Raw genomic sequence first — 20,366 nt, 5'->3', positions numbered from 1 at the left:
CACCTCGACCGGTTCGGTCAAGGTGGTTTTGAAAGGATTACTTGATATTTTCATTGGTGATGGCTTCGATGTACGCTTTTGCGATCTTAGCCCGGTTCTTCTTGAGATGCTTGAAGTTGGATTTGTTAGTGATGAATCCCATTTCAACCAAACTGTAGTCAACGTGTCGGTGGCGCAAGACGTTACAATTTTTAAGATCGGTTCGGTAGCTGTAGCCATTGTAGGCGCGGTTCAAGCCAACATACTTCTTGATGACTTTGGCCATCCGCTTGTCACGAGCCGTTGGATGTTTCTTATGGATGATGACGTGACCGCCACGACCATAAGGGGCATCGAGATGGAACATGATGACAGTCGTTTTCTTATTAATCTTATAGGATCCCTTGTGATGAACTAGGGTATCACGGACGATATCATGTTTTGAGTTGTAGAAGACAACCTTGCTGTTCTTAATTTGCTTGGCATATTTTTTCAACTGAGGTAAGTAGTATTTTCGTAAGAATTTGGCCTCGTTAGTCCCATTGCCTCGAGCGCCGGGATCGCCGGCCCCATGTCCCATGACGATGAGATAGGTGTGTTTAGCCTTTTTCTTTTTGGGGGTTGCTTTAGCAACCTTAGTGGTTGTTTTGGTCGTGGCAGCACTTGCGGTCACGAGGGTAGTTGTGCCAAGCGCGATTGGCAGAGCAAACAAAAGCCCCACCATTAAACCTAATTTTCTTTTTGATAGCATGTTGACTCTCCTCCATGTGGATTATTAATTAACGGTTTTAATGATACGCCTGGTTGGCGAAAAATGGTAGGGGTGGTGGCTAGGTCAGCTTTTAATAGTCAAGTTAGACGTGGTAAGTGGTATTTTTTAAGGAGAATCGGGCTTGATTAGGCGTATACTGAATTGACGTTATAGAGGAGGGTTCTTATGACACCAGAGTCCCAAGTTTTAAAAATTATTCAAACAACACCAGAGCTTATGTCTATCCTTGAACTGGTTCGCGACTGCCATCTCAGGCAGGGAGCGGTTGCTGCTGGTAGTATCCGCAACACGGTCTGGCAAGTACGCAGTGGACAAGCCGTTCAATTGCTTAGTGACATTGATGTCGTTTTTTTTGACCCCGATCGGCCTGCGAGCGATGATCTTGAGATTTATGCGCAGCTCACACGATTGGCGCCCCAATATCAGTGGCAGGTGAAGAATGAAGTTTACATGGCGCATTATAATTTTAGTGATACGCCCGAGTTCAGCTCAGTGGTCGATGCCATTGGTCATTTTGTGGAGGTACCGACCTGTGTGGGTGCCTATCTGGACGGAGAAGAGTTGAGATTGATTGCGCCCCACGGGGTTGATGACTTACTCAATCTTCGGTGCCAGCCGATTCCGTTTTACCAACAGGATGAACGGCATTTGGCCATTTATCGGCAACGGATGGCCGCTAAGCAGTGGCAGTCGATATGGCCACGTCTCGAAGTACAACCAGCTTAAGATCCAAAAAAACATACTAAGATTAATTCTGTAAAACCAAACCGATTTTTACAGAGTAAATCTTAGTATGTTTGTGTCTCCAAACTCATATAGCTGAAACGTGTGCCCAATGGCGGCTCGTTTCGCTCCCTTTATTTTTCGTTGGCGTGGGACCACTGAAAAGATAAAAACGTCGCCACTACTGATTGGTAGCGGCGACGTTTAGTTAGGGTTATTCTTCTACTGATTTGGTTTCCATTGCAGCTGCCTTGGCAGCTGATTTCTTTTGAACGGCACCCAGAATTGTTCGGGCGATGGGGCCGACCACAATAAGTTGTAGTGGTAAGGCCATAAACAAATTGAAGATCCAAGTGTGTAGGTAGGTCAGGAAAAAGTTCCCGCCAAAGTTTTGGGTTACGATAATCCCGAAGAGGGACATCAGGGTGACCATCCCGGCAACCATCATGACAGAGATCGTCAAGGTAATTCGGATCTGCTTCTTTTTCATATAATCATTAATAATGAAGTGGAAAAAGATGTATTTAACCCCAGGTCCGATAATCCCCAGGTCACAGATGGCGGCCACCAATAAGGCCAGCGGATACCCCGTCAAGACCTCGCGAATGAAGTGGTTGGAAAAGCCATCGGCTAAAGCGATATTGTAGCCAGCCATGACCAGGACCATCAGTCCCGCCATAACGGCAGTGAAAAGTAATTCTTCTTTGAAATTTTTAGGCATTGTGTTGCTCCTCGTTTAAATTTCCCACGAGATGCTAGCATACCACGTTTTTAAACCTGTCGTAAGGATTATTTTGAGTTTGTTGGCGGTTAAAACGATTTCACTTGCAATGTGTGGCCAAAAAGGTGAGAGGTATGAGTTGGAGCAGACTATCGAGGGTGTCATTCATCTCGCCTTTGGTCGGGGAGAAGCTGACTGAAAACATTTAGCAATGATATCGCGGCCAGCAGGTCTCATTTCCCCTGTACCTTTACACTCGAGAGAAAGTAGCCAAGCAAGTCCTAACAGAAGAGAATTGACGAGAAAATATGGCTATTCACAGCGTTGGATACGGCAGATGATTCAGAGGAGACAAGAGAAAAAGAAACGTGTTTGGTGAATCACCGTGAGACCCAATGTTTTCTTTTATTTACGGACTGAAAGAATTATATTTATAGTATCAGAATGTTTTGCTTAATAAATCAGAAGATGGGGTGAAGATCGTGGATAATGAGTCACCAGAGCTTAAACGATGACAGCTCGTTGTAGTTGAACTGCGACAATGCTACAGGTGTTTTCAGAACGAATAATGTGTTAGTCAGGATGACTGTCTTAGTTGCTAGGATAAATCAAGAAGTTACTTTCAATAGTTTTGAAGATGTCATTAATTAAACTTCTCATGAGATGCTAACATATCGTTTTTTAGAACGGTCGTCAGGAAATTATTGATTAGTCATAAGTAGTTGTATGAAAAGGTGAGGAACGAACATGAACGATAAAGTTTATTTTGACATTCCAGGTAATGAAGATTTGCAAAAGCTTATACATAATATTAATGAATCTCAGAAAATGGCACTGAACCGGGACGACGTTTTATTTATTGGACTAATTTCCGGACTACAAATAGTAAGACAATGGTTGAATAAGAAAAATATTCTTAATAGAAATAGGTTAAGCGACCAGGATAGTGCAGATAAGATAAAGCACAATAAGTTAATGAAAAATATCGAAAAGAGTAACGGTGACCGTGTAGAGTGGATTTTGGGACCCACATCTTATGATGCAATTAAAAGATCATCGACATACTTCAAAAAGGTGGGAATTGGGGGCCGTAATCACAGGTATACAACACTTGCACATGATCCGTTGATCGGACTACTAGTTGGACCGATTAATTTGTTGAGCAATACAGTAACGTATAATACGAAACTAGTACTGGGGACGTCCAAGGCTTTACCATACGAGCCTGATAATCCGGGCACCAGCTATTATGTTAGTACGCCAAGTTCTTTTCCCAGAGCAGTTGTTAAAGCAGTTAGAACTGTGAATGAGGATAAGGCAGCGTTACCTGATGCAATTATTAAGCACCTTCTACATTTGGCATCTGATATTGGAACCAAGCAAGGACTTGTTATTCCGGGTCTATCAGCGTTGCCTAATCTAAAGAAAATTAAAGGAGCAGAAATAAATTCATGGTTGTTAGATAATGAATTCGATTTTGTTTGGTTTGCGGATATTTTTGCGCAGGCTGGTTTATCAGAATTGATTAATGCGATCGCAGGATATATGTATAGATTCCTATTATATAGAGACTCAAATGAGTCGGAAGAGTTTGTGATAGCAAAAAGGCAAAAAGTATTAGCCATTGCAAATGCAATGGCTAGTTCGGAAGATCTCGCTGTTAGTTTAAGTCAGATAACGCTCGGTCATCCAATTGAAGGATTACGAGAATTAGATTGGGGCGGTTTACTTGTAACAGTCAAAAAAATCCAAGAATCTGATGAATTTAAAAACGAGCTTAAGGGGTTAACACATATTTGGGATAATCTAAAGTTTAATGTTCAAAACGATGCGGTTAGTATAGAAAATGATTTTAAAATAAACATTGAAAATATTGATAGAAAATATCGAAAAATTATTCAACAGATGCAAAACGAATACTTGGAATATTCTAGGTTGGAAAAATTAGCGGTAGACTTAGATGGCTCTGGTAAAGAGATGTTTACTAATAGTATCCAGTTCGCACACTTAAATAATGTGAATAAAACATTACAATCTAAGTCGGCTATTGATGATTTTTTCAATAATTAAGGAGAGATTTTATGCTTAACTTTAAGGAAAAAAAGAAGGCTGTAGCCAGAATGAATGAGATCAACTCGCAACTTAAAGAGAAGGGAGATAAAGTTGTAGTACGAGCTACAAACTTGTACACAAAACGGCATGCACTAAAGGATCATGTAAATCGATTATGGGAAAAAATAAATGATTTTCGTAACAAGCCAGTTGACATGAAAGTAAAATTAGAAAAAGTGAGAGTTGAGTATACAAGATACGAAAAATTAATCGAGGACGTTAAAGTTAGCAGTGAGGAACTAAATGTTAAAGCTGGAACTGCAATGGGTGGTGGGATTATTGCTGGCGCTGGGGTAGCTGCTTTGGCACCAACTGTGGCAATGTCAATTGCATCGACTTTTGGCACAGCTTCTACTGGTGTGGCAATTTCAGCTTTGAATGGTGCGGCAGCTGATGGTGCGGCATTAGCTTGGCTTGGTGGCGGGACTTTAAGTGCAGGTGGTGGTGGCATGGCTGGCGGAAGTGCTTTATTGGCACTGAGCGGTCCTGCGGGATGGGCTCTAGCTGCAGTTGGAATAGCTACAGGAAGTGCATTGGAGAACAGTAAAAATAAAAAGGTAACAAAAAAAGCGAATGATGCATCGCAAAAGTTAATTGCGCAGATGAGGATTATCGATGGAACTTTGAAGGAAATTGAAAATCTTGGAGAAAGGACAATAGAGGCTACACACAACGTAAGACAATTTGATAATGAGTTAAGTGATTATACTCGAAACTATTCGCATCTTACGGAAGAACAACAGTATCGATTAGGTGCAATTGTGAATGATGCTTTAGCATATGCTGAGTTATTAAATGTCACAGTAGGTGGATAAACGGATTTTAGGTTTAAAGATATTCTGAGTTGATCAATAGCAAGAAGGGCTCACATCAATGACACTCGAATCTTAACTCCAAATTATTATCACAGCCAATCTAGAACTCACGCAAGTTCTTCGAATTATCCGCGATTGTCACCTTAATCAAGGGGGCACTGGCAGCGGGAGTATTTGTAATATTGTCTGGCAACCTTTGGGTGGGCAACCGTTTCAGTTACTGTTGTTTCCTTTGACCCTGAGCGAACAGTTAGCGATGACTTGAAGCGTTACGAGTGGCTGCCCCCGTAGTACTACTAGTAGCAGGTGAAAAATGGGGTCTACATGGCGCATTATAATTACAGTAATACGCTCGATCTCCTTTTATCAGTAGCGTCTGGCAGTTAAACGGTGGCAACAAACCTGGATCCGGTTGCGGGTCGCAGAGCGTTAATGTTGTCTGCTAGATAGACAGAATAATAGCTGGTTTTTAGGGCCACTCGTTTAACGTCAAGTGGTCCTTTTTAAATAGATTTTGTTGAAAGACTAGTCTGAAAGCGAGACCTTTACCAATAAAATACAGAGAATTTGCTGAAAAGTGATCTGAACTTGCTACACTAAGGCTGAAAATAATGTTGGGGCTCAACCTTAGGAGGGTACTGATGAAAAGCTCAGTCTTACGTTCATTGGGATTGGTGTGGGTCACGTTGACGTTGGCGGGATTAGGTGGGCCGCGGACCTTTATTGCGGCGACAACGACTGGAGTACCACGTCCAATGTCGAGTTCGGTGAATATCGCCTTGCTGACACTTACCGCGACGGAATTACGCCAGCAATTGGAAATTGCTACGGATGATGGCCCACACGTGTTCATGGTGAAAGCGCCTATCGCCGCAGAGATGCCGCAACCCATGTCATTACCCGCGGAAGGTAATCGCACGGCTGACAAACTGGTCAAGCGTGCTAGTCAACTAAAATCGAGCGTTGAGGAGATGGCCGATAAGCGACTAGCACGCTAGGGCTGGGTCGGATCATTAGATGAATTATGAAAAAACTGATTATTTTTCAGCTTTTTTTCGTTTTCATGGACCCGTCGACGGTTTTCATTTACTGAAAAAAAGGCTAAACTGCTATGAGGAGGTTTTTCTAGTGAATACACAAACAACACTGTCGAAAAAGACAGTCCTGCTCATGGCAGTGGTGACTGGGGTCATCGTTGCCAACTTAAACTTTATTCAACCAATTGAGAACCTGATTGCGGCGGACTTTAATCTGTCAAAAGCGGCGGTAGGGACGTTAGCTATGGTGACCCAGCTAGGCTATGCCTTTGGTCTGTTGCTGATCGTGCCTTTGGGCGATATCTTTGATCGCTATCATCTTATTCAAGTCATGATGATCCTTTCAATTGGCTCACTATTGTTGGCGTTCTGGGCGCCGACAGCCGGCGTCTTTGCCGTTGCGACGGCATTAGTCGGAATCACCTCAGTGGCACCCCAAATCATTATTCCTTATGCCGGGTATCTCGCGCCAGCACTTCAACGGGGGAAATTTTTAGGGATTGTACTCAGTGGCCTGCTGACGGGGATTCTGTTGTCACGGTCATTCAGTGGCCTCCTAGGGAGCGTTATGCCGTGGCAATATATCTATCTGTTAGCCGCTGGGATCGATCTGATCTTTCTCTTGATTGTGCATGCAAAACTACCCAAGGATGAACGGGGTCATCAAAGTTTGAGCTATTTAAAGGTAATTGGGATGTTACCGAAGCTCTTTACCAGTCAACGGGAATTACGGGGATCGGCTATTAATGGCTTCTGTCTGTTTGGAATGTCGAATGTTTTGTGGTCGACGCTAGCCTTTTATCTGGCGGATACTTACCACTTAGGAAGCAGCGTTGCAGGGCTTCTAGGACTCTTAGGTATCGCTGGAGTGTTGGCGGCGCCAATGATCGGTAATTTGGTCGATCAACGATCACCACGGTTGACAGTGGGCCTAGGGATGGTTTTTTCGGGGGTCGCCTTTGTCATCTTCTGGCTAATTGGCCACTGGATGATTGGACTCATCGCCGGTATCATTCTTCTGGATCTGGGGACGCAGTTCAGTCAGGTCTCTAATCAGGCCATCGTACAGTCTCTAAATCGCCAGCAGAGTAGCCGAAACAATTCCGTCTTCATGTTTAGCTACTTTCTGGGTGGCTCAATGGGAACATTGTCGGCTACTTGGGCGTGGGGACATGCAGGCTGGACGGGAGTCTGTGGTGTGGCCATGGCCTTCTTATTCTTGGCCTTACTGGGTCACTGGCTGATCGGCGAACCGAAGAAATTAGCACAGGATTAGGTTATCTTCTGGTCTTACCATCGTGGTAGGGCCTTTTTAATGATTAAATATTGACACAGTGTCACTTGCGTGATAGACTCGCTTAAAAGTGACACGATGTCACCAATTGGGGAAAGGAGTTTTATGGATGCCATTACCTACCTTTGAAAATTTACCACAACCTAAAAAAGACCGTATCACGGCGGCGTTATTGACCGAATTTTCGACCCACAGCCTAGCTGAAGCTCAGGTCGCCCGGATCGTTACGGGAGCCGATATTGCCCGCGGGGCCTTCTACAAATACTTTGCCGATCTGACTGACGCCTATCAGTATCTCTACGGCGTGGCACTCACGCATATTCACCATGAGTTTGGCCGACCGACTGGTAAGGCGTTCAATCCCGACAGCTACTACGAGGCAGTGGCCAGCTTCGTCGACCACGTGACGGCTAGTCCTTATGACCAGCTTATTAGACGCCACTACCGGGAGAACGAGAGCTTGATTCCGACGCGTCCCTTACCAGATGAGTTACCTGTCGCTGATTGGGCGGCAATGACGCTGAGTCACGCCACGATTAAAGAGATTATGTTACAGCCAGCCCAGCAGAATGCGGCCCTGGCACGTTTCCGCCAAGCCCTAACGTTACTGGCGGGTTAGGAGAGCCCTATGTTTTTAGCCTTAAGAGAGATCCGACATGAGAAATTACGTTACGGACTTATCATTGGTATGATTGTCCTGGTGAGTTATCTGGTGTTCATTTTAAGTGGCTTGGCGTACGGTTTGGCACAACAAAACACCCAAGCCATCAGCAGTTGGCGAGTTGATAAGATTGCCCTTAACAAGGACGCCAACGATAGTCTGTCTCAGTCCGTGATTACGAAGCAGGACGCGGATAAGGTCAAGTTGACCGAGCACGAAGCTTACCTGGGACAGACCGGTGTCGTCGCTAAGGCAAAGGGGCAAGCCAAACTATCGGCCCAATTCTTGGGAATTGACCGCACCCAACTGATCTACCGACGCCTCAGGGTTACCGCTGGGCACAAGCCCACCAAGGCCAATCAGATCTTAGTTGATGACAGTTTCCAAGATAACGGCTATCGTCTGGGAGACAAGGTGACACTGAATGCCGCCGACGGCCAGTATCGCATCGTGGGCTTCACCCATAACGCCAAGCTCAGCGTGGCTCCGGTTATTTATGGATCGTTGGGAACTTGGCGCACCCTGAGTCACCTGACTGCAGACTTTCAGGCCAGCGGCATTGTCTCGACACAAACCAATTTCAAGGCCAAAGGTCTGAGCACCTTATCAATGAACAAATTCATCAATAAATTGCCGGGCTATTCTGCACAGAACACGACCTTTTCCTTTATGATTGGCTTCCTTATGGTGATCGCCATGGTCGTCATCGCGGTCTTCCTCTACATTCTCACAATGCAGAAGTTGCCAAACTATGCCGTCTTACGGGCCCAGGGAATCCCGGCTAAGGTATTGGTGACGACTACTGTTACGCAAGCCTTACTGTTGGTGATTGCGGGATTGGTCATCGGCGCTGGACTAACATTGGCAACCGTTCTGACGGTGCCAACTGGCGTGCCTATGAGTTTCAATTTACCGTTGTTAAGTGCGGCTACCGGGGGAATTCTATTAACGGGGGTCGTTGGGGCCTTGATTCCCGTCAAAGTCATTTTGAACGTTGACCCCGTCAGCGTTATGGGAGGTTAGATTATGCCAGCATTAGCGTTACAACACGTCAAAAAGGTTTTTGGCCACGCGACTAACGAGGTGACGGTGCTTAATGACATCAACTTCGAAGCTGCCAGTGGCGAGGTTAGCTTAGTGATTGGACCTTCGGGTTCCGGCAAGAGTACCTTCTTGACGATCGCCGGGGGGATTCAGACCCCAACTTCAGGGTCTGTGGTGGTGCAAGGACAGGCATTAAATGCACTATCCGGTAAAGATCGCGATGCGCTACGGTTGAATCGAATTGGCTTTGTCTTGCAAGCTTATAATCTGGTTCCCTATCTGACGGTGCGTGATCAGTTCACACTGGTTGATCGGGTGAAACCAGCCGATAATTTGAATGAATCGGCTCTGCGGCACCTTTTGGAGCAACTGGGGATTGCCGCCTTGATTGACCAATATCCAGCGGAACTGTCTGGCGGGCAAACGCAGCGAGTTGCCATCGCCAGAGCGCTCTACCAGAACCCCGACATCGTATTGGCCGACGAACCCACCGCGGCCCTAGATAGTGCCCGGGTAAAAGTAGTGGGGCAACTCCTCCACGATTTAGCTAAGACCCACAACAAGGCCATTGTGGTGGTGACGCATGATCTACGTTTGCAGGAATTTGCTGACCGTACTTATGCGATTATGGATGGGCAGATGACATTAAATTAAAACGCTCAGTGACCGTGAATTAGCGCGGTTGCTGAGCGTTTTTGTTTCACATGAAACAGTCTAGGGAAGGCTAGCCAATAGGTCATTGGCCAGCTGGCGTAGGTCGTCGGTGACGGTGGTTGGGGCCAGCTCCAGATGAGCGGCTGGTCCCAAATAACGGAACCAATTCGAGAAATCGCGGACGGCTTGGGCATTTGTGGCGTCGACGGTACATGTCAGTAAGGCGGTCTGTTGAAAGGGATCACGATACTGGAGAACGGCCGTGGGGTGGGGATGCTGGTGGAATTGCTGAATGGCCGCGGCTGTCAGGCGGATACGAATGTTTACCGCCGGTCGAGCTTTTCTTATGGCCGCGGTAATCGCAGCGGGATCGAGTGTCTGTTCTTTGGCAACCGGCTGGACGTCTTGTATGTCAGCGACGGCCAATTGGCAGAAACGCTGGGTTGTTAGATCCCAGGCAGCGACGTACCAGGTGGCTTGGCGGGTAAAGACGTGTTGGACCCAGACCGTACGAGTACCAGTCGTATCTGTGATGACCAGCTGACGTGTTCGCAGGCAGGTGTTGATCAGGGGTTTTAAGAGGGCCGGAGCGAAGTCAGTAAGCTCGGTTAGCTTAGGATTGCGGGGATTCGTATGATCGAAAACCAGAAGTTCTTGAAGCGTGAGCAGATCGTCCTGTTGGGTTTGCGAGGCAATGGCGACGAGTTTCTCAGTCAACGTATTTCGATTCTCCAAATAGGGAAGTTGTGTGTTAAGGGTGGCGAGAAAACTCACGAAGAGCGCCTTAAGTTCCTCATTGTTGAACTGAACGGCCGGCAGAAGGCGATTGGCAAGAACGGCATAACCGCCGTCACGCCCTACGGTGGCAGTCAGCGGCATCCCCAGTTCTTGAATGCTGTTGAGGTCGCGAATGACGGTGCTTCGTGAGACCTTAAATTGGGTCATCAGGTCACGAATCGTGAAAACCTGTCGATTATTGATATAACGCATCATGGTATTGATTCGTGATGTTTTAGTCATGGTTACCTCCAAATAGTGTCAGTTTTTGGTACGATTAACGATTATACTCAGTGTATCAAGAAATGGAGGTCACGAACATGACAACTTATACAATTGAAGATAAACCAGCTTTTACAGTTTTAGGGATTGGGATGGTGTTAACTGGCGGCTTCTCTGAAATGGGACAACAGAAGGCAGATTTCTGGCAGAAGATCAATGCGGACCATGCGTTGGATGATTTAGCCGGTATCACCGATTATCCATATGCAGTCAACGAAGCCGTTAACGGTGAATTTCATTACTACGCTGGCAAGCAGGTCGCTCCCGACACGACAGTTACGACGGGGCAACGGTTGATTGCCTTTCCAGCCGGAAAGTACCTGGTCATTGAGGGAACAGCGAGCGATCAGATGGGGTTGTATAATGCGTTAGAGGGACCGGCCTTCGGTGAGATCTTACCGCAACTCAAGGACTACGCTTATGTGGGCGGGCCCAATACATCCTATATGACGGGGCAGGACGCTACCGGTGTGCACGGTGAGATGTTAGTTCCTTTAGTTGAAAAGTAAACTAAAAGTCTGGAATTTAACGCCAGACACTGGTATCGAATGAAACGGAGGGTTTCACGTGAAACATGAGTGGCGAAAAGCCGAAAAAGAGTGGTATTTCCCTAAACAACCGACGATCTTAACGTTACCCCAGATGAACTTCATTACCCTGGCGGGGGTTGGCGATCCGAATCGGCCCGAATTCAGCGATCAGATTGGGGCCTTGTATCCAATCGCTTACGATTTGCGAATGACGTTGAAACGCGGTGAACTGGGCGATCCCTACGAATACACGGTTTACCCCTTAGAAGGGGTCTGGACGACCGATGATGGATCTAAGGGAGCCGACCTAAATAAGACCGCTTTACGTTATCAGATTATGTTGCGCCAACCGGATCGACTGACGGCAGCGGATTTTCAGGCGAGTTTAGAACGGGTGATGCACAAGAAGGCTAATCCCTGGTTATCGAAGTTAAAATGGACCTCATATACGGAAGGCCGAGTCATCCAGGCAATGCATCAAGGTTCCTTTGATGAGGAACCCGCAACCTTTGCGAAGATGCAGGCTATTGTCAGCGAGCAGCACGAACAGATCATACCAACGATGGGCGACTATTGGCATCGTGAAATTTATTTGACAGATGCTCGGCGAACGGCGCCAGAGAAGGCTAAGACGGTGTTGCGTTACCGTTTGGCAGCTAAAGATTAGATAGGGCGTGAAAAAGGGGTCTGAGACAAAAGTCTCAGACCCCTTTTGGTGATCCGAACGTACGCTCAAAGGCGGTCAATTCCGCGCTTATCACACGCATTTTAAATTAATCTAACCATTGAAGAACTTGGTCTAAAGTTGAGACAGTATGGGTTGGCGTGGCCGTTGCGGTTGGTGCCTCGTTATCTCGGTTGACCCAGATCGATGGCCAGCCTAGGGCGTCAGCGGGAACGATGTCACTCATGTAGCCTTCAGCGATATGCCAGTGATTTTCCGGAGTCAGACCGTAGTGTTGTGCGACGGTATTGAAGAAGTGATGATCTGGCTTGTAGGCGTGAACGTCCTCCGCCGTCCAAACGTTGAATGGTACCTGAAGGGCTGCCACGTTAGCTGGAATGATGTCCCAGGAAGAATTCGACATCATGATGAGGTGGTAGCCGCGCTCTCGCAAGGTCTTGAGTGTCGCGATCACCTCGGGGAAGGGCTTGAGTGAGCGATGGGCCGTTAGGACATCAACGAAGTAGCGTTCAAATTGATGTGTGAGTCCGAACTGGTAATCCAGGTGAATCAGATTATTTCGGGTCAGAAGATCATAGTCTAAGTAAGGGTGCATATTATTTCGATCGCTCTGATAGTTGGCGAAGCGTCGGCGAGCCAACTGGGGATCGACCCCTAATTTCTGAGCAATTTCGGCAACTTTGGCGTAGGTATCCTCTTCTCGTAATAGGGTGCCATAGCAGTCAAACGTTAAGTATTTAGTCATCACAAAGCTTCCTTTGATGAATTTGACAGGGGAATATCGCCTGATCCAAAAGGAAAACGATATCCCTGCACATTCTCAGTATGTAACAAAAAATGCCACCTGGCAAGGTGGCATTCAAGGTTGGTTCGCAAGTCATGGAACCAACAGCTATGTGGCGGTTAGACGCATAGCCTTCGCATGAGTTGTTGGTAAAACATTGAGAACGGTACGGCTTATTCAGCGTCGTAAGCGGCTTGGAAAATCTTAACGATATCTTCCTTGGTGCCCTTACGTGGGTTGGAGAAGGCATTCCCGTCCTTCAAGGCATTTTCTGCCATAAGTTCGAAGTCTTCAGGCTTGGCACCGATATCCTTGATGGACTTAGGAATACCAACGTCTTCAGACATCTGCTTCATGGCCTTGATGGACAATTCAGCAGCATCTCGAGTTGATAAGCCCTCGGTGTTTTCACCCATGATTTCTGCTAATTCAGCAAAACGTTCTGGGCAAGCAATGATGTTGTATTCTTCAACATAAGGCAGGAGTAGGGCACAGCAGACACCGTGTGGGGCGTCGTATTGACCACCGAGTTGGTGAGCCATGGCGTGGACGTAGCCTAGGTTGGCATTGTTGAAGGCCATTCCGGCTAACATTTCGGCTTCAACCATCTTAGTCCGAGCTTCTAGATTATGGCCGTTGGCAACGGCTTCTCTCAATGAAGTTTCAATTAATTTAATGGCTTCGATACATTGTGAGTCAGTGATAGGGTTGTGGTCCACTGAAACGTAAGGTTCAATGGATTGAACAAAGGCATCCATTCCCGTAGCAGCGGTTAAGCCCTTAGGAACTTCCAACATCAGAGTTGGGTCATTGAAGGAGACCAGTGGAATGTTTCGCCATGAAACGACGACAAACTTCAAGTGGGTTTCTTCATTGGTAATCACAGCATGACGGGTTAATTCTGAGCCAGTCCCAGCAGTTGTGTTGACCGCGATTAATGGTGGTAAGGCTTTGTCGAGGGTTTCAATACCTGCTAATTTGGTAATGTCATCACCGTTGGTCAAAATGATTCCGGCACCCTTACCGGTATCGTGGGCAGATCCCCCACCAACCGTAATAATAGAGTCGGCACCAGATTCTTCGTAGAGCTTCTTGACTTCTTTAATATTCCGAATCTTAGGGTTCGGTTCGACGTTGTTGTAGATGACGTAGTCGACACCAGCAGCCTTGAGTGAGTCCAAGGTTTGTTGAACAGCACCGTTCTTCATGCTTTCCAAGAACTTATCCGTCACAATAACGGGTTTCTTCATGCCAAGCATCTTTGCACGGTCACCAATCTTGTTAATTACGCCAGGGCCAAAGAAGTTGACACTGGGCATCAGAAAATCATAACTACGTTCAGCCATAATAAAATGCCTTCTTTCAGAAGTTTTGAAAATCTTTAACACCTATTTCACAAAGTAATTATAACGTAGGCACTTACAGTTTGCAATAGCTTTTCTAGAAAGATTCGTTCGGTTCGTTAACAATTGATGGTGAGACGTTGGTACAACTTGTTTTGTGAGTGTCGTTGAAATCCGGATCAGTCGTTTCCAATAAGAAAAATTAATTAATGAAAAGTCGAACAAGTTTCACAATTTTACCGTTGAATGCGCCGGTGAGACGATCCCTTTCGATGAAAAATACTATAATAAGAGTTGTGAATTAGGATCAGGGGGTTGGAACATGAAAGATTTAAAGGCACACCGTCAATCCGAGCAAATCGCGTGGGAGGAACGTCAGGCTGCTGAATTGAAGAAACTAAAGGGCGCACGATGGCATCTGTCTATGAACGTCGTCGCCTATGTTGGGATCTCGGTCGTCGAGTTTTACTTGGCAATTGTGGGGCGTTCACAGACTTTACGAGCAGATGCCTTGAATAATTTATCCGGAATCATTTCCACTGCATTGCTGTTAATGGGCAACCACATTGCCAGTGATATTGACGACGATGACTTGATTGGGCAGCCACTATCCGCAGCATTACAGCAGGACGATCAACGCTTACAGCTGACACGTTTTCGCTATGAGACGGTCTTCACGCTCATTACCGGAATTGTGATGGTGGCTATCGCCGGAAGTGTCATGTTCAGCGGGGTGAAGAGCCTGCTGCATACGGGTAAACAGACAATCCCGCAGCCGGTCACCCTAGTTGGGGCAGGGATTGCTGCTGTGATCATGTTGATTGTCTGGTGGTCCAACCGTCGAGCCGGTCGCAAGCTACAAAATGCGTCATTAACGGCGGCTGCACAGGATAGTCTGAGTGATGCCGTGACAAGTGTGGGAACGCTGATCGCAATTGCTGGAGCACTTCTCTTTCGCTTTGAATGGTTGGATGGTGCTGCGAGTATCGTGGTGGGCATCTTCATTCTGACGGCTGGTGTGAAGATCTTCCGTGAGAGCAGTTTAAATCTGGCGGACTACTTTGATCCACAGGCCGAGGAACAATTTCGTCAAGCGGTGATGGCTTTTTCTGAGGTACAAGGGGTTCGCGAGCTGAATGCACATTATAATGGGAACGTCGTGACGTTAGATCTGATTATTGAAGTGGACCCGCACATGGAGGTTCAGGATAGTTATCGGCTGGGTGAAGAGATTGAGGCCACGATGCGTCACCAATTTGGCATTGTGGATACAGATGTGATGGCGGTACCAAAGGATTAGGAAAGATGAGGAGAGTGGGACATAAGACTCGCAAACTGCCGTGTGGCGCACGCTTCGACACTATAATGAAAAAATAAAATCAGTTTTTTCAGAAGAAAATCCTTCTGAAAAAGCTGATTTTTGAGTGAGGTCCAGGATCCTTTTTTATGATCATCGCCAACTCTAATTATTAATTTAGTAATCATTAATAATAATTAATTTTAAAATGATGCCTGCTGGTTTTGCCGGCTAAGTGATGGTTACCAAAAGGTGCCTACTGTCCAAAAAGTAATTTATCGTGTACAATGAGTAAAATTATCGAGGAGGGTCCGTGGGATGAAGAAAACGTATAACTTAGGTGTCGAGGCCACACTAGCCGTGATTAGTGGAAAATGGAAACCACAGTTACTGTGCCACTTGAGCGTTCAGCCGCAGCGGACCTGTGACTTACGGCAGATGTTACCCGATATTTCGCAAAAGGTGTTGACGCAACAGCTACGTGAATTAGAAGAGGATGGCATCATCGATCGGCAGGTTCTGGGCGATCGGGCACCATTTAAGGTGGTCTACAGTCTGACAGAGACAGGACGATCGTTGGGGAAAATTCTCCTTCAGATGTCGCTCTGGGGGGAACAACGCGCCAATGAATTGCCGAATATGGAGATTGAAAATGGTCACGCCGGATTCAACCATCTCTTAGAGACCATCTAGGTCAACGAAAGTGGGGATACCCATGGAAACCAGAATTTTGGGCATGCAACGTACCCAACAGATGGTGACATCACCAGCGCAATGGCAGCTACTGTTGTGCTTGGCTACCGGTCCAGCGACGGGGAGTCAACTTCGCTTGTTGGGACCACGGCGTGATTTGTGGCGATTGTGGCAGCACCATCTGGTCATGTTTCATGTGAAACAATGGCGATGGCAACTAACGGCTGACGGCGAGAGCTTGCGGCCGGTGTTACAGGCGATTCAATCCTGTATTACAGACGAGAGACAGTGAAAATATTTTTCCAGTGATCAAAAGAGGCCCTAGAAATCAAGACAGATTTCTAGGCCCTCTTTTTTTATGAAGTTATAGCTAGCTGAAACTGATGGTTAATGCCCAATCTCGACTTGTAAGGCGCTAATTTTATGCGCTTGATCGAAGTGGTAGGTGTCAAAGCCGTGAAATGCGAACAGTTTACCGCTACTTTTACGACCGGCGACTGCCCATTCGGCGCGATAGCTGTGATCGGGGCCGGTCATGACTTGGCAAAGATGATGTAATTCTTGATTATCCTTGAAGAAATGGCTGAAGAAGGCGGCCACTTTAGTCGGATTATCAGCAACAAACCCGTTAGCATCCTTAACAATAGCATGACTTGCGAACAGGCCAATTAGCTCGCTGAGCGCTTGCGGGTCGTGTGATGCCAAGTCTGATAGACGAAAGTAACGCCGAATGATTTCAGCATTTGGATCCATGTAAAGACCTTCTTTCCGTTAATGGCTTAGTTTAGCTTGAACGGCTTAAAAGTAAAGCTATTGGCTGCTATTGACCACCGGAAGGTTATTAAGTTTACTTAATTGGTCGTCAGATTTACTTGGCCATTGCCGCTACGAATGATGAAGGGGTGTTGTCCGGCCCGACGATAAGCATGATGATTTTCAGCGATACGGCGACCGTTGAGCTTGGCTTGACCGTTTTTAACTGAAACTTGAAGTCCTTGTACAGAAAGGTTAGTGAGGGTTGTCGCCCCATTGCACTTGGTGAATTGTCCCCCTTGATGAATGGTCAGATGCTTAGCAATGGTCGTCCCATTCTGATGGGTAATTTGGCCGGTATTGACGATCAGTGGGTGCAGATGAAGGGTTCCGTTAAGTTGGGTGATCTGCAGATGTTTGAGTCGTTTAGCTGGTAGCGTGATTGTAATGATTGGCGTGTGGCCGATGGTCAGTTGATGTTGGTGCGCCAGTGGCTCAGTGATGCTGAGATGGTCGGGTGTGTTCACGACCTTGTACTGAGCTTTGGCCACTTGGTTCAGAGAGACAGCCGGTGTGGTTCCGGTTCGAATCGTCACGCGAGCGGTTCGAACAGCCAGCCGTAACTGGTGGGGCTGCTCTTCTAGAGGAATGGTCTGATGGGTGAGACGTTCTAATTGACCGGTATTGACGGTGAGCCGGTGTTGGCTGGCCGTGATTCCCAGGAGACTGATAACGAGGCCTAAAATGGTAATCGTGATGATGAGGAATAGCTTTTTCATGAAAGAGAATACCTCCGAATTGAATGAATATAATTTAAATTCATTCATTTTAATTTAAAAAAATAACCGAAACGGCTATTTTAGGATAAATAACAGAATGCTAGCAATCAGGTCATTGAGTAGTTGATAATAACTATCGGTTTGGATCTCACTTTGATGAAAATCAACGACCGTGAGGGCATTGAAGAGACTGATAACGCGGTCTTGGTCCAAATCGTCCTTCAACTGTCCTGATTGGCGCCATTGGTCAATCAGCCGCATCAGAGTGGCATAGACCAGGCTTTCCTCAACGGCAGACTGATTGGTTTGTGCAATGATATTGTTGAGCTTGGGATTGGTGAACCATTCCTGGAGGATTTGATTGTCGGCAGATTCCGTAAAAATCTCCTGAACGACTGTTTTGACTACGGTAGCAGGATCGCCGGTTAGGTCGACGTGGGCCATGATCTTAGCCTTGACGCGTTCATTTTCAGCGTTGTAGATGCGGACAAAGATGTCGTCCTTAGAAGTATAGAAGTTGTAGAAAGTTCCCACGGCCACGTCGGCGTGACGAGCGATCTGTGCAATGCTGGTGTGTTTAAAGCCTTGCTGTAAAAAAAGGGCACGCGCACTACGGGCCAACCGCTGTTCCTTGTCATCCATACCAAATCACTCCTCTTCCTAATGAATGAATATTATGATCATTCGTTCATTTTGTCAAGTCCAACGCTTGATCGGCTGGAAAGCGAAAAAAAACGGTCGCCAGAGGCAGCCGTTTTAGGAATTAGATTTCTGATACATTTTTTCATGAAGACGTCGATCATAGGTCCGGACACTGGGCATGAAAAACATTATTAGTCCACAGAGTAGAGCACCAATACCACCGATAATGAAGAGCTTTTGGACCCCGATCCTATCGGCGAGCGGGCCACCAAAAATCAGACCGACCGGGCCGGTGAGACTCATGATTGAATTTAAGACGCCCAAGACGCGGCCCAGTTCGACGGAGGGGAAGGTTTGTTGAATCATAGCCATGAGCAGGGTATTAAAGAACGGGCCCATAATACCCGCTAGTCCATTGAAAGCGACGAACCAGACGAATCCACGCTGATTACCGGGTAGAAAGCCGCCGGCACCGAACGCAATTCCAAGAATAATTGTGGACCCAATAATCGGCTTCATGCGATCTTGCCAGTTACCGAAAATCCCAATAATGGCTCCGCCAGCTAACATTCCCGCCGAGAAAATGACTTCAATGAGGCCAGCCTGACCCACGGTTCCGTGAAAGTACCCCATGGTCATCAGCGGATAGAGGCTGGCTGCTGGCATGAAAAACAAGGTGAAAAGGGCGCCGAGTAATGTGATTGCCCACAGACCTCGGGTTTGCCGGAGACGAGTCAGACCAAATCTGGCATCGCTGAGGACGCGAACCGGGTCGTCAATGACTGGATGTTCGGGAATCCGCACGGCCCAGAGAATGCTGATGCCGATGATGGCGCCGACAACATCCAGTAGAATTAAATAATTGATGGGAATGATAGCAAAGAGGAAAGCGCCTAGAGCAGGCGCAATAATCATATTGGCTGATTGGACCATGCCCAGCTGGCCGTTAAGCTTGGTCAGTTGGTTTGCCGGAATCATGGTCGGCATAATTGCCTGAACAGTTGGCATCTGGAAGGTCTGGGCGACTGCCCGAACAAACAGGGAGACGAAGACTAACCACAGGGGAAAGTGATCCTGAAGGGTTCCGGAGATGGAAAGAATAATTGCAAAAACGGCAGCGACAATGTCTGGCACAATCAATAAGCGTTTCTTATTGAGCCGATCGACGAAAGGGCCGACGAAGGGGCTGAGCACGACCATGGGAATCATACCCAACAGAGTGGCAAAACTCAGGACGGTTGCTGATCCGGTCTGCTTGGTGAGATACCAGATGATAGCGTATTGCACCACCATACTGGTAATTCCAGAGAGAAATTGGCTGGTTAGAAACAGGTAGATGTTACGCCGCCAATGCGGCAGTGTTGTAGTCATCATAAGCCCCCTTAGTAATTTAGCAGATGATTTATATTAGCATTCTAGTTGAGGGGGATCAAGATACACCGCTTGTTTCATTTGCCGCCAAAAAAGGCCAGAGAACAGATCTCTAGCCTAAAAGCGATGACAGGTTATTTGCCAACCGTCTCAGTTCGCAGGTTGGATGGGATGAAGCTATCAGGTTCGTTGTTTTCGAGGATGCTGGCATAGTGCGCTACCTTGTAATTAATGGTGGCCAAGTGCTTTTTCAAGTCGGCAATTTCGGCCAAGGTTTGCTCTTGTTGGGCGCACATCATGGCATAGCGCTCGTTGATGGTGGCGTCTCCCTCTTGAATCAGCTCCTGATAGTGTTTGATGCGTTTCACGGACATCCCTGTCTCGCGGAGACAAACGATCATAGACAACCACTCGAGGTCGGTGTCATGAAAGACACGGTTATTATTGGCGTCGCGTTGAACGAATGGTAACATGCCGTGATCGTTGTAATAACGGATGCTGTAGGTCGAAATGCCAAGCTTTTCGGCAACTTCGTGGATGGTATAAGTCAAGTTAGGATCCTCCTTAAACGAACGCCTTCGTCTAACACGAAGGCAAGTAGTCCTAGCATACGGTAAA

23 protein-coding genes are annotated in these 20,366 nt (G+C 46.8%); 13 read left to right on the top strand and 10 right to left on the bottom strand.

All coding sequences use genetic code 11. The features are described 5' to 3' along the window. Nucleotides 1–37: 37 nt before the first annotated feature. On the bottom strand, nucleotides 38–730 hold the full coding sequence (locus EKM71_RS07760; protein ID WP_225418018.1) for an N-acetylmuramoyl-L-alanine amidase: 693 nt from the start codon (nucleotides 728–730) through the stop codon (nucleotides 38–40). Between the two features lie 186 nt (nucleotides 731–916). On the opposite strand from EKM71_RS07760, the gene EKM71_RS07755 reads away from it, so the two are divergent. Further along, nucleotides 917–1,477 (top strand): nucleotidyltransferase family protein, encoded by a 561-nt coding sequence (locus EKM71_RS07755; RefSeq protein ID WP_125574039.1) that lies wholly within the window; start codon nucleotides 917–919, stop codon nucleotides 1,475–1,477. A gap of 211 nt (nucleotides 1,478–1,688) precedes the next feature. Here EKM71_RS07755 and EKM71_RS07750 read toward each other — a convergent pair whose 3' ends face one another. Next, nucleotides 1,689–2,195: a DUF2798 domain-containing protein gene (locus EKM71_RS07750; protein ID WP_125574038.1), complete on the bottom strand. Its 507-nt coding sequence runs from the start codon at nucleotides 2,193–2,195 to the stop codon at nucleotides 1,689–1,691. Nucleotides 2,196–2,942: 747 nt separating this feature from the next. Here EKM71_RS07750 and EKM71_RS07740 point away from each other — a divergent pair. From EKM71_RS07740 to EKM71_RS07710, 7 genes are all read left to right on the top strand, one after another. Then, nucleotides 2,943–4,265, top strand: a complete 1,323-nt coding sequence (locus EKM71_RS07740; RefSeq protein WP_125574037.1) for a hypothetical protein — start codon at nucleotides 2,943–2,945, stop codon at nucleotides 4,263–4,265. A gap of 11 nt (nucleotides 4,266–4,276) precedes the next feature. Further along, entirely contained in the window at nucleotides 4,277–5,122 is an 846-nt protein-coding gene (locus EKM71_RS07735) for a hypothetical protein (protein WP_125574036.1), read from the top strand. A gap of 641 nt (nucleotides 5,123–5,763) precedes the next feature. Next, the gene (locus EKM71_RS07730) at nucleotides 5,764–6,120 is read left to right on the top strand and encodes a hypothetical protein (protein ID WP_125574035.1); all 357 of its coding nucleotides are present in this window, start codon (nucleotides 5,764–5,766) and stop codon (nucleotides 6,118–6,120) included. Between the two features lie 130 nt (nucleotides 6,121–6,250). Further along, nucleotides 6,251–7,435, top strand: a complete 1,185-nt coding sequence (locus tag EKM71_RS07725; protein ID WP_125574034.1) for an MFS transporter — start codon at nucleotides 6,251–6,253, stop codon at nucleotides 7,433–7,435. Nucleotides 7,436–7,562: 127 nt separating this feature from the next. Beyond that, on the top strand, nucleotides 7,563–8,072 hold the full coding sequence (locus EKM71_RS07720) for a TetR/AcrR family transcriptional regulator (protein ID WP_125574033.1): 510 nt from the start codon (nucleotides 7,563–7,565) through the stop codon (nucleotides 8,070–8,072). A 9-nt stretch (nucleotides 8,073–8,081) separates the two neighbouring features. After that, nucleotides 8,082–9,137, top strand: coding sequence for an ABC transporter permease (locus EKM71_RS07715; RefSeq protein WP_125574032.1), 1,056 nt, complete (start codon nucleotides 8,082–8,084; stop codon nucleotides 9,135–9,137). A gap of 3 nt (nucleotides 9,138–9,140) precedes the next feature. After that, nucleotides 9,141–9,812, top strand: a complete 672-nt coding sequence (locus tag EKM71_RS07710; RefSeq protein WP_125574031.1) for an ABC transporter ATP-binding protein — start codon at nucleotides 9,141–9,143, stop codon at nucleotides 9,810–9,812. A gap of 60 nt (nucleotides 9,813–9,872) precedes the next feature. Here the strand turns inward: EKM71_RS07710 and EKM71_RS07705 are convergent, their stop codons facing one another. Then, on the bottom strand, nucleotides 9,873–10,832 hold the full coding sequence (locus EKM71_RS07705; protein ID WP_125574030.1) for a helix-turn-helix transcriptional regulator: 960 nt from the start codon (nucleotides 10,830–10,832) through the stop codon (nucleotides 9,873–9,875). A 77-nt stretch (nucleotides 10,833–10,909) separates the two neighbouring features. Here EKM71_RS07705 and EKM71_RS07700 point away from each other — a divergent pair, with 77 nt between their 5' ends. Next, on the top strand, nucleotides 10,910–11,380 hold the full coding sequence (locus tag EKM71_RS07700) for a GyrI-like domain-containing protein (protein ID WP_164504756.1): 471 nt from the start codon (nucleotides 10,910–10,912) through the stop codon (nucleotides 11,378–11,380). Nucleotides 11,381–11,438: 58 nt separating this feature from the next. Further along, nucleotides 11,439–12,068 carry a GyrI-like domain-containing protein gene (locus EKM71_RS07695; protein WP_125574028.1) on the top strand — a complete coding sequence of 210 codons (630 nt, stop codon included), beginning with the start codon at nucleotides 11,439–11,441 and terminating at the stop codon, nucleotides 12,066–12,068. A gap of 106 nt (nucleotides 12,069–12,174) precedes the next feature. Here the strand turns inward: EKM71_RS07695 and EKM71_RS07690 are convergent, their stop codons facing one another. Further along, nucleotides 12,175–12,831 (bottom strand): HAD-IA family hydrolase, encoded by a 657-nt coding sequence (locus EKM71_RS07690; protein WP_125574027.1) that lies wholly within the window; start codon nucleotides 12,829–12,831, stop codon nucleotides 12,175–12,177. Nucleotides 12,832–13,043: 212 nt separating this feature from the next. Continuing rightward, nucleotides 13,044–14,216: an iron-containing alcohol dehydrogenase gene (locus tag EKM71_RS07685; protein WP_125574026.1), complete on the bottom strand. Its 1,173-nt coding sequence runs from the start codon at nucleotides 14,214–14,216 to the stop codon at nucleotides 13,044–13,046. 319 nt (nucleotides 14,217–14,535) lie between these two features. Here EKM71_RS07685 and EKM71_RS07680 point away from each other — a divergent pair, with 319 nt between their 5' ends. From EKM71_RS07680 to EKM71_RS07670, 3 genes are all read left to right on the top strand, one after another. Next, entirely contained in the window at nucleotides 14,536–15,513 is a 978-nt protein-coding gene (locus EKM71_RS07680; protein WP_125574025.1) for a cation diffusion facilitator family transporter, read from the top strand. Between the two features lie 315 nt (nucleotides 15,514–15,828). Next, the gene (locus EKM71_RS07675) at nucleotides 15,829–16,203 is read left to right on the top strand and encodes a winged helix-turn-helix transcriptional regulator (RefSeq protein ID WP_125574024.1); all 375 of its coding nucleotides are present in this window, start codon (nucleotides 15,829–15,831) and stop codon (nucleotides 16,201–16,203) included. 22 nt (nucleotides 16,204–16,225) lie between these two features. Continuing rightward, nucleotides 16,226–16,495 (top strand): hypothetical protein, encoded by a 270-nt coding sequence (locus EKM71_RS07670; RefSeq protein WP_125574023.1) that lies wholly within the window; start codon nucleotides 16,226–16,228, stop codon nucleotides 16,493–16,495. A 95-nt stretch (nucleotides 16,496–16,590) separates the two neighbouring features. On the opposite strand, the gene EKM71_RS07665 is transcribed toward EKM71_RS07670, so the two are convergent. The 5 genes from EKM71_RS07665 to EKM71_RS07645 form a co-directional block, all read right to left on the bottom strand. Beyond that, complete coding sequence (locus EKM71_RS07665; protein WP_125574022.1) at nucleotides 16,591–16,956, bottom strand: nuclear transport factor 2-like protein; 366 nt, start codon at nucleotides 16,954–16,956, stop codon at nucleotides 16,591–16,593. A 98-nt stretch (nucleotides 16,957–17,054) separates the two neighbouring features. After that, a complete protein-coding gene (locus EKM71_RS07660; protein WP_164504755.1) occupies nucleotides 17,055–17,735 on the bottom strand; it encodes a DUF4097 family beta strand repeat-containing protein in 681 nt (226 codons plus the stop codon). Nucleotides 17,736–17,810: 75 nt separating this feature from the next. After that, entirely contained in the window at nucleotides 17,811–18,377 is a 567-nt protein-coding gene (locus EKM71_RS07655; protein WP_125574020.1) for a TetR/AcrR family transcriptional regulator, read from the bottom strand. Nucleotides 18,378–18,491: 114 nt separating this feature from the next. Continuing rightward, complete coding sequence (locus tag EKM71_RS07650) at nucleotides 18,492–19,748, bottom strand: MFS transporter (RefSeq protein WP_125574019.1); 1,257 nt, start codon at nucleotides 19,746–19,748, stop codon at nucleotides 18,492–18,494. Nucleotides 19,749–19,882: 134 nt separating this feature from the next. Further along, nucleotides 19,883–20,299, bottom strand: coding sequence for a MerR family transcriptional regulator (locus EKM71_RS07645; protein WP_125574018.1), 417 nt, complete (start codon nucleotides 20,297–20,299; stop codon nucleotides 19,883–19,885). Nucleotides 20,300–20,366 lie beyond the last annotated feature (67 nt).

The organism is Levilactobacillus huananensis (assembly GCF_003946145.1).
Lineage (GTDB): Bacteria > Bacillota > Bacilli > Lactobacillales > Lactobacillaceae > Levilactobacillus > Levilactobacillus huananensis.
The sequence above is the reverse complement of the archived record's forward strand: the minus strand, read 5'-3'. Positions and strand labels throughout refer to the sequence as shown.

Bases quoted from the DNA above. Each gene is read 5' to 3' on its own strand.
- EKM71_RS07655 (WP_125574020.1), bottom strand. From the start codon at position 18,377: ATGGATGACAAGGAACAGCGGTTGGCCCGTAGTGCGCGTGCCCTTTTT.
- EKM71_RS07740 (WP_125574037.1), top strand. From the start codon at position 2,943: ATGAACGATAAAGTTTATTTTGACATTCCAGGTAATGAAGATTTGCAA.
- EKM71_RS07755 (WP_125574039.1), top strand. From the start codon at position 917: ATGACACCAGAGTCCCAAGTTTTAAAAATTATTCAAACAACACCAGAG.
- EKM71_RS07705 (WP_125574030.1), bottom strand. From the start codon at position 10,832: ATGACTAAAACATCACGAATCAATACCATGATGCGTTATATCAATAAT.
- EKM71_RS07685 (WP_125574026.1), bottom strand. From the start codon at position 14,216: ATGGCTGAACGTAGTTATGATTTTCTGATGCCCAGTGTCAACTTCTTT.
- EKM71_RS07665 (WP_125574022.1), bottom strand. From the start codon at position 16,956: ATGGATCCAAATGCTGAAATCATTCGGCGTTACTTTCGTCTATCAGAC.
- EKM71_RS07650 (WP_125574019.1), bottom strand. From the start codon at position 19,748: ATGACTACAACACTGCCGCATTGGCGGCGTAACATCTACCTGTTTCTA.
- EKM71_RS07750 (WP_125574038.1), bottom strand. From the start codon at position 2,195: ATGCCTAAAAATTTCAAAGAAGAATTACTTTTCACTGCCGTTATGGCG.
- EKM71_RS07720 (WP_125574033.1), top strand. From the start codon at position 7,563: ATGCCATTACCTACCTTTGAAAATTTACCACAACCTAAAAAAGACCGT.
- EKM71_RS07760 (WP_225418018.1), bottom strand. From the start codon at position 730: ATGCTATCAAAAAGAAAATTAGGTTTAATGGTGGGGCTTTTGTTTGCT.
- EKM71_RS07735 (WP_125574036.1), top strand. From the start codon at position 4,277: ATGCTTAACTTTAAGGAAAAAAAGAAGGCTGTAGCCAGAATGAATGAG.
- EKM71_RS07680 (WP_125574025.1), top strand. From the start codon at position 14,536: ATGAAAGATTTAAAGGCACACCGTCAATCCGAGCAAATCGCGTGGGAG.
- EKM71_RS07715 (WP_125574032.1), top strand. From the start codon at position 8,082: ATGTTTTTAGCCTTAAGAGAGATCCGACATGAGAAATTACGTTACGGA.
- EKM71_RS07660 (WP_164504755.1), bottom strand. From the start codon at position 17,735: ATGAAAAAGCTATTCCTCATCATCACGATTACCATTTTAGGCCTCGTT.
- EKM71_RS07690 (WP_125574027.1), bottom strand. From the start codon at position 12,831: ATGACTAAATACTTAACGTTTGACTGCTATGGCACCCTATTACGAGAA.
- EKM71_RS07730 (WP_125574035.1), top strand. From the start codon at position 5,764: ATGAAAAGCTCAGTCTTACGTTCATTGGGATTGGTGTGGGTCACGTTG.
- EKM71_RS07700 (WP_164504756.1), top strand. From the start codon at position 10,910: ATGACAACTTATACAATTGAAGATAAACCAGCTTTTACAGTTTTAGGG.
- EKM71_RS07670 (WP_125574023.1), top strand. From the start codon at position 16,226: ATGGAAACCAGAATTTTGGGCATGCAACGTACCCAACAGATGGTGACA.
- EKM71_RS07675 (WP_125574024.1), top strand. From the start codon at position 15,829: ATGAAGAAAACGTATAACTTAGGTGTCGAGGCCACACTAGCCGTGATT.
- EKM71_RS07710 (WP_125574031.1), top strand. From the start codon at position 9,141: ATGCCAGCATTAGCGTTACAACACGTCAAAAAGGTTTTTGGCCACGCG.